The sequence below is a fragment of the Gammaproteobacteria bacterium genome, from assembly GCA_003696665.1.
Classification (GTDB): domain Bacteria; phylum Pseudomonadota; class Gammaproteobacteria; order Enterobacterales.
The window spans coordinates 1-1,558 of record RFGJ01000056.1; the positions used below are offsets into that span (position 1 = coordinate 1).

2 protein-coding genes are annotated in these 1,558 nt (G+C 57.7%); both read left to right on the forward strand.

Annotation, left to right across the window (positions count from 1 at the left end; translation table 11 throughout):
* The coding region (locus tag D6694_01770; protein ID RMH47560.1) for a hypothetical protein at positions 1-793 on the forward strand (793 nt) is incomplete at its 5' end.
* 254 nt (positions 794-1,047) lie between these two features.
* A partial coding sequence (locus D6694_01775; GenBank protein RMH47561.1) for an SAM-dependent methyltransferase occupies positions 1,048-1,558 on the forward strand: 511 nt, incomplete at its 3' end.

The window sequence follows — 1,558 nt, forward strand, 5'->3', positions numbered from 1 at the left end:
ACCGACCCAACCCCCACTCCCGCTTTTCCAGCGCCGCACGCTGGTATGGTTTTCCTGCGGCGCGGCGTCCGCCGTTGCCGCGAAAATCACGCTGGAAGAGCGCCCTGACGCGGAAATCCTGTATTGTCGGGTGGCAAATGAGCATCCCGATAACCTGCGATTTCTGCGAGATGTAGAGCGATGGCTAGATGTGAAAATCAAAATCCTGACGAATCCCGCCTACCCAGATGCCGATATTTTCTCGGTGTTTTGGCGAACAGGCTGGTTGGTAGGCCCCGCTGGAGCGCGGTGTACCGTGGAGTTGAAACGTCGCCCACGCGAGCAGTATCAGCAACCCGGAGATGTCCACGTCTTCGGAATGACGGCAGACGAAGAACTGCGCATCAGGCGATTTGAGCAAAACAATCCTGAGTTGTATTTGTGGTGGCCGCTTTTGGAACGCGGCATCACGAAACAAGATTGCTTTGACATGCTCAACCGTGCCGGAATTACCCTGCCTGCCATGTACCAGATGGGTTATCGCAATAATAATTGCATCGGATGTGTCAAAGGCGGAAAGGGCTACTGGAACAAAATCCGCCGCGACTTTCCAGAAGCGTTTGAGCGCATGGCAAAGTTCGAGCGCGAAATGGGAGCGCGTGTGTTCCCGGACAATTGGCTGGATGAATTGCCGCCAGACGCGGGGCGGTACGAATCGGAGTATGAGATTGAGTGCGGGCCAGTCTGCGGGCTGGCTAACTCGCGGCTGCACCTGACGCTGCTCCGCAGCGCAGGTAAGCCGCAAATCCGTTAGGCGGCCACGGCCTACGAGTACCATTTGCCCCCTTGTGGCACAAGGGCAAGGCTCCACGGTTGCGGGGCTGGTTTACCTGCGAGCACGTTTAGAGTTTGCAAACGCGGGTGGCGGCTATCCTGGGTGCTCTGGATGCCAACCGTGGCCGCCTAACCAGCGTTTGTAGCCGACCCGCCGCCGCTGGCGGCTCTGATAATCGCCGCGAAATCATGCGGCGGGCGGCTAAAACGCAATTCCGTTAGGCTTCTAAAACGATGACTTATCAAGCCCTTGACGTAACCGCTGGTGGCCGTATGGCCTGGATTGACAAGCACGACCAACGCGCCGTGTTCGTTGACCGCCGCGTTGAAACGCTACGCATGAAAGACGCATCAGTCAAGAACGGTATTCGCGTGCTGGAAGTGCGCCCCAATGTCCAGGCCGATTTTACGGCTTTGCCATTCCCGTCAGATTGTTTCCCGTTGGTGTTGTTTGACCCGCCACATTTACGGAGCGCAGGTCCGAAATCGTGGCTGCGGGCGAAATACGGCGTGCTTGAAGGCGACTGGCCGGCCATGTTACGGGCTGGCTTTTTGGAGTGCTTCCGCGTACTGGCCCCGGCCGGAACGCTAGTGTTCAAGTGGAATGAGTACCAGATACCGCTATCGAAGATTTTGCCGCTTGCGCCCGTGCCACCGCTGTTCGGGCACCGAAGCGGGCGGCATAGTAAAACACACTGGCTTGTTTTTACGAAGCCTAACTCGCGCTTGCACCCGACCGCTCGCT